Consider the following 6,241-nt stretch of genomic DNA (forward strand, 5'->3'; position numbering starts at 1 on the left):
CCGCGGTCCCCGGCGCATCGTCCGGGTAGACCTCGGGGAAGAGCCGGCAGACCACCGGGTCGGCGTGGTCGAATCCGTCGGTGAGCAGGCCGACCACCTCGGAGGCGACCTTGCGGAGCACGCGCACCTCGTCGACGGCGAAGGTGGCGACGTACCGGTCGCCCCGGCGGCGGAACATGCTCACGACCGGTCCACCGTCGCCCAGAGGCCGTACGCGTGCAGTTGCGAGGCGTCGTGCTCCATCCGTTCCCGGGCGCCACTGGACACCACGGCCTTGCCCTTGTGGTGCACGTCCAGCATGAGCTGCTCGGCCTTCTCCCGGCTGTATCCGAAGAGCTTCTGGAACACCCAGGTCACGTAGGTCATGAGGTTGACCGGGTCATCCCACACGATCGTCACCCACGGCCGGTCGGGAGCCGGCACCTCATCGGTGTCCGGGGTCTCGACCGGTGCAACCTGCGGAGCCGCCATGCCCCCCATCGTGCCACCGGATGAGCGGAACCGAGGAACCGGAACGCCGGACCGGCCCGGATCGCCACCCACGGCCGCGCCGCGAGCAGGCCCGGTCCGGCTGGACGCACGCGGAAGCGCCCCGACGGCGGTGCCGGCGGGGCGGACGGCGGGACCGTCAGGCGAGCAGGGTGCCGTGTTCGGCAGCATCGGACAACACCGTGCCAAGCGAGAGGCGGACCACCTCGAACCGACGGGAGACCTCCCGGGAAAGTTCCAGTTCGATCTCCCGCAGCGCCCGCTGGGCCCAGGCCCGGGCATCGTTCGGGTCGTTGTTGCCGGGGGTACGCCAGTGCTGCCAGCAGCCGCCGGACAGCGCCACCGCGACGGGTGGGAGCACCTCCGTACGGGCCGGCGCGGGGTACGCGGACAGCGCGTCGATCGCCGCGGCGCCGGTCATCCCCGTCACGCCCGCGCCGCTGGTGACGAGCATTGCCCGCTCCAGCTCCTGCCCGGTGGCGTGGTCGGTCATCCCCCAGCGAACCGCCTGGTTGATGCGTCGGCGGACCCCCTCCGCCAGCGGCACGCCGAAGAGCCGCCCGGCGGCGTCGTCAACGAGTTCCCGGACGGCGTGGTCGCACTGCGCGGTGGCCAGCAGCGACAGCGCCTCCAGCTCGCGGTCGAGCAGTTGGGGCAGGCCGGCACAGCCGACGCCGAAGAGGATCTCCTGCACCACGCGCAGGTGCAGGTTGGCCAGCTCCAGCGCCAGATGCTGGCGGATGCGCCGGGCGGCGGACCGGGTCTGCCGGTCGAGCCGCTCGGACCACTCGCCCGGCTCGGCCAGCACCGGCACCCGGCCGTACGCGCCGGGCACCTCCGGCGGGTCGAGGCTGGACCGGCGCAGCTCCTCCTCGGAGGCCCAGGCGACCAGTGCCCGGGCCAGGTCGGCCGCGCGCCCGTCGAGGATCGGGAACCAGCGGGCGTCGGCGAGTCCCGGCACGGCGGCGAGCAGCGCGGCCCGGTATGCCTCGACGGTGACCGCGAGCGGATCCACCGCCGGGCCGCCGGGCTCCCCCGAACCCTGCGCTGCCGCCGTGCCATCGGGAACCGCCGCCCACCCGCCGGCACCCGGCGTGACCGCGAAGAAGACCCGGACCGGAGCCCGGGCGACCTCGGCCAGCAGATTCAGCTCCGGCGCGCTGAACGACTGGTCCGCCGCGATCACGAACAGCAACGCGCCGGCCCGGCCCAGCGCGTCGAGCAGCACTCCGGTGCCGGCCGACCCCAGCGACCCGGTGTCCGGCGTGTCGGCCAGGGTGAAACGCTTCAGCAACTGCTCGGGCAGGCTCAGCTCGACCCGGCGCGGCGGTCGGGCCAGTGCCGGCCCGGCGGCCGGCAGCTCCGGGCGGTACGAGTGCGGCAGCCGGTAGCCGGGCACGTAGGCGGCCCGGGTGGGTTCCACGGAGTGGCGTACCACCAGCCAGCTGCCAGCCGGCACGGCGAGCATCGCGGCGTCGAGTTCCAGCAGTGCGGCGAGCACGCCGGCCCGTCCGGCGCCGGCGGGGCCTGCGGCGATTACCGCGTGCGGCTCGCGCGGGTCGTCGACGGTCACACCGAGCCGATCCGGGAAGGAGCCGGGACGTGGCGGCCCGGCCAGGTCGTCGGACGTGCCAAGGTCATAGAGCGGGCCCGGCATCATCAGGCGGCGGCCTCCGAGGCAGGGCGGCCGGCATGGCCGGTCGCGGTCAACATCCGGTGACGGCACCCGGATTCCGGAAGAGTACGGGCGCCAGCGTCGGGAACGGGACAATTCAGGTACTCAGCGGTAACTCTGCGATTACTCAACTTCACCCGCTCGGGCTACCGGTCGAGACATAGTTCCATCGATATGCTGCGCAAATGGGTCGGTGGAGATTCGTGGGCCGGACGGCAGAACTCGACCGTCTGCAGGTGGCGGTGACCGGTGCCGAGGGCCGGGGCATCTTCTTCACCGGCAGTGCGGGCATCGGCAAGAGCCGGCTGCTCCGCCAGGGCGTGGATGCGCTCCCCGGCGACGAGTACGCGGTCTGGTGGATCGCGGCCAGCGCCACCACCGCGGCGATGCCGTTCGGCGGTCTGGTGCAGGTGCTCCCCGTCGAGCAGCCGCAGGGCCTGTCCCCGGCGGGCATCCTGCGGTGGGCCGTCGAGGTGTTGCAGCAGCAGGCCGCCGGTCGGCGGATCGTGCTCGCCGTCGACGACGCGCACCTGCTGGACCCGCCGTCGGCCGCGTTGGTGCACCTCGTGGCCCGTTCCGAGAACGCCTCCGTGGTGGGCACCCTGCGCGACGGCGAGCAGATCCCGCTGCCGATCCGGGCACTGTGGACGGACGATCTGGTCGAGCACGCCGAGCTGAGCCCGCTGACCCCCACCGAGACCGCCGGGCTGCTCGCCGCCATCCTGGACGGCCCGGTCGACGGCGGCTCGGCGGACCGGCTGGGCCGACTCAGCGCCGGCAACCCGCTGCTGCTGCGCGAGCTGGTGCACGCCGTTCAGGGCAGCGAGGAGCTCACCGAGCGGTATGGCATCTGGACCTGGACCGGACGCCTGGAGCTGGCGCCCAGCCTGACCGAGCTGATCGACATCCGGATCGGCCAGCTCAGCCCCGGGGTGCGCGCGGTGGTCGAGCTGGTCGCCTTCGGCGAGCCGCTGGGCCTGCGGCTACTCACCAAGGCCGTGGAACAGGCCGACGTGGAGACCGCCGAGGAGCGCGGGCTGGTCACGATGGTGAAGTCCGACCGGCGCCTCGACGTCCGACTGGCCCACCCGCTCTACGGCGAGGTGGTGCGCCGGCACTGCCCGGTCAGCCGGACCCGCCGGTTGCAGGCGCACCTGGCCGAACTGCTGGAGGGGGTCGGCAGCCGGCGGCGGGAGGACCTGCTGCGGGTGGCGGTGTGGCGACTGGACTCCGGCACTGCACAGGATCCGTCGATGCTGGTCGCTGCGGCCGGGCAGGCGTTCGCGCGCTACGACGTACCGCTGGCGACCCGGCTGGCCCGCGCGGCGCTCGACGCCGGCGGCGGGTTCGACGCGGCCGAGCTGCTGGCCACCATCCTGATGTTCGCCGACCGGCCGGCCGAGGCGCTCGGCGTGCTCGACGCGGTCGCCACCGACACCGGCGACGAGGCACGACTCAGCCGGTGGCTGACGGCCCGCGGCATGGTCAGCTACTGGGGGCTGAGCCAGGAGTCCACGGTGGCGGAGATCGCCCGGCGCGGCACCGAGTTGACCGACCTCGCCGCCCAGGCCCGGATCCGCGCCTTCGAGGCGATCATGCGCCTGCACCGGCTGGACGCCCCGGCCGCGCTGCGGCTCGCCCAGGGCGTGCTCGACCGGCCGGCGGCCAGCGTCGCCGCCCGCGAGCTGGCCCGCTGCACCATCGCCCATCTCCACGCCGTGCAGGGACAGCTGCGCCGCAGCGCTACGGCGGTGGACCTCGTACAGGCGAAGGCGGCCGGCTGGCGAGCCGACATGCCGTACCTGCAACTGGCCGTGGAGCTGGCCCGAGGCACCCGGCTGGCCCTCTCCGGCGACCTGACCGGCATCGACACCCTGGTCGCCGACGAGTTCGCCGACCTGGCCGACGCGGGCGACTTCCGGCTCGGCACCGGCTACCTGGCGATCCTGCGGGCGTACGCGGCACGGCTGCGCGGGCGCAGCGACGCGGCGCTGCAGGCGGCGCTCGGCGCCTGCGCGGTCCTGGCGACCAGCCAGGTCTACGCCGGGCTGGCCCAGGCCGAACGGGCCCAGGCCGCCGCGCTGCGCGGCGACGCCCGACAGGCGGCCGAGGCGATGGCCGAGGCCGACCGCCTCCACGCGCCGAGCATGGCGGTGCTGTACCCGTGGCTGGAGCAGGCCCGGGCGGCAGCGCTCGCCGCCGGTGGCGACCTGACCGGCGCGGTGACGCAGCTGCACGGGCTGGTCGACCGGCTGCGCGCCGACGGCTTCGCCGGGCACGAGACGCTGGTGCTGCACGACCTGGTGCGGCTGGGCAAGGCCGCCGCGCCGACCGGGCCGACCTGCTCCGACGGCAGCCGTCGCACGGTCGCCCAGCGGTTGGCGGAGCTGTCCGAACAGGTCGACGGGGAGCTGCCTCCACTGCTGGCCCGGCACGCCCGGGCGGCGGCCGACAGTTCGCCCGCGCAGTTGCTCGCGGTCGCCGACGGCTTCACCGACCTGGGGTTGGCGCTGCCGGCCGCGGAGGCCGCGGCCGGGGCGGTGCAACTGCTGCGGCAACGCCGCTCGCCGGAGGTCACTGCGGCCAGCGAGCGGCTCGCCGTACTGCTCGGCTGCTGTGACATGGTGCACACTCCGCCCCTGCGGGCGGCCACACCGGCGCTGACCGGTCGGGAGTGGCAGGTGGCCCGGCTCGCGGCCGACGGCGAAACCAGTCGGGCCATCGCCGAGCAGCTCTTCCTGTCCGCCCGGACGGTGGAGAACCACCTGCAACGGATCTACAGCAAGCTCGGCGTGACCGGCCGGGCGGAGCTGAGGGCGGCGCTGCGATCGATCCCGGGCCACGACGGCACCTCGGCGAACTGACTCTAGGCTGAAGGTGTGCACACCCTTCGTCCCGCGCTGCTCACCGATCACTACGAGCTGACCATGGTCAGTGCCGCCCTGCGGGACGGCACGGCGGACCGCCGCTGTGTGTTCGAGGTCTTCACCCGACGGCTGCCCGCCGGCCGCCGCTACGGCGTGGTCGCCGGTGCCGCCCGGCTGGTCGACCTGATCCGCGAGTTCCGCTTCGACCCGGCCGACATCGACTTCCTGCGCCGCACCGGTGTGGTCGACGAGCCGGGCGCCGCCTGGCTGGCCGACTACCGGTTCACCGGCGACATCGACGGGTACGCCGAGGGTGAGCTGTTCTTCCCCGGCTCGCCGATCCTGACCGTCTCCGGCAGCTTCGCCGAGTGTGTGGTGCTGGAGACGCTGGTGCTGTCGGTGCTCAACCACGACTGTGCGGTGGCCGCCGCGGCGGCGCGGATGGTGACCGCGGCCCGGGGCCGGGCGCTGATCGAGATGGGGGCACGGCGGGCCCACGAGGAGGCGGCGGTCGCGGCGGCGCGGGCGGCGTACCTGGCCGGGTTCCGGTTCACCTCCAACCTCGCCGCCGGCCAGCGGTACGGCATCCCCACCGCGGGCACCGCCGCGCACGCGTTCACCCTGCTGCACGACGACGAGCGGGCCGCGTTCGCCTCGCAGGTCGCCACGCTGGGCAAGGACACCACGCTGCTGGTCGACACGTACGACATCAGCCAGGGCATCCGCACCGCGATCGAGGTGGCCGGGCCCGAGCTGCGGGCGGTCCGGATCGACTCCGGCGACCTGGCCGTGATCGCCCAGCAGTCCCGGCAGCTGCTGGACTCGCTCGGCGCCACCGAAACCAAGATCATCGTTTCCGGCGACCTCGACGAGTACAGCATCGCGGCGCTCGCCGCCGAGCCGGTGGACATGTACGGCGCGGGCACCGCCGTGGTCACCGGCTCCGGAGCGCCGACCGCCGGCCTGGTCTACAAGTTGGTCGAGGTCGACGGACGCCCGGTGGTCAAGCGGTCCGAGCAGAAGGCCACCATCGGCGGTCGCAAGGTCGCCGTCCGCCGGCACAAGCCCACCGGCACCGCCACCGAGGAGATCATCGTCCCGCAGGGCGTGCCGGACCGGCGGCCCAACGACCGGCTGCTGCAACAGTCGTACGTCGTGGACGGCGAGCCGGTGGCGCTGCCGACGCTGGACGAGTCGCGGGAGCACCTGC

The 6,241-nt window shown here is 74.0% G+C and carries 4 protein-coding genes and 1 pseudogene; 2 read left to right on the plus strand and 3 right to left on the minus strand.

Annotated features, from left to right (window positions below; genetic code table 11):
- From AB0M52_RS28735 to AB0M52_RS28745, 3 genes and pseudogenes are all read right to left on the minus strand, one after another.
- Positions 1 to 178, minus strand: a pseudogene (locus tag AB0M52_RS28735) (DUF2017 domain-containing protein); the annotation flags it as partial.
- Positions 179 to 180: 2 nt separating this feature from the next.
- A complete protein-coding gene (gene clpS / locus AB0M52_RS28740; RefSeq protein WP_111215002.1) occupies positions 181 to 471 on the minus strand; it encodes an ATP-dependent Clp protease adapter ClpS in 291 nt (96 codons plus the stop codon).
- Positions 472 to 628: 157 nt separating this feature from the next.
- Positions 629 to 2,149: a hypothetical protein gene (locus AB0M52_RS28745; RefSeq protein WP_363960125.1), complete on the minus strand. Its 1,521-nt coding sequence runs from the start codon at positions 2,147 to 2,149 to the stop codon at positions 629 to 631.
- A 200-nt stretch (positions 2,150 to 2,349) separates the two neighbouring features.
- Here AB0M52_RS28745 and AB0M52_RS28750 point away from each other — a divergent pair, with 200 nt between their 5' ends.
- Together AB0M52_RS28750 and AB0M52_RS28755 are read left to right on the plus strand one after the other, a co-directional pair.
- Positions 2,350 to 5,028 (plus strand): LuxR C-terminal-related transcriptional regulator, encoded by a 2,679-nt coding sequence (locus AB0M52_RS28750; RefSeq protein ID WP_363960128.1) that lies wholly within the window; start codon positions 2,350 to 2,352, stop codon positions 5,026 to 5,028.
- Between the two features lie 15 nt (positions 5,029 to 5,043).
- The coding region (locus tag AB0M52_RS28755; protein WP_363960131.1) for a nicotinate phosphoribosyltransferase at positions 5,044 to 6,241 on the plus strand (1,198 nt) is incomplete at its 3' end.

It is taken from the genome of Micromonospora sp. NPDC051296 (assembly GCF_040682255.1).
Classification (GTDB): Bacteria; Actinomycetota; Actinomycetes; order Mycobacteriales; family Micromonosporaceae; genus Micromonospora; species Micromonospora craterilacus.

Bases quoted from the DNA above. Each gene is read 5' to 3' on its own strand.
- clpS (WP_111215002.1), bottom strand. From the start codon at position 471: ATGGCGGCTCCGCAGGTTGCACCGGTCGAGACCCCGGACACCGATGAG.
- AB0M52_RS28745 (WP_363960125.1), bottom strand. From the start codon at position 2,149: ATGATGCCGGGCCCGCTCTATGACCTTGGCACGTCCGACGACCTGGCC.
- AB0M52_RS28750 (WP_363960128.1), top strand. From the start codon at position 2,350: ATGGGTCGGTGGAGATTCGTGGGCCGGACGGCAGAACTCGACCGTCTG.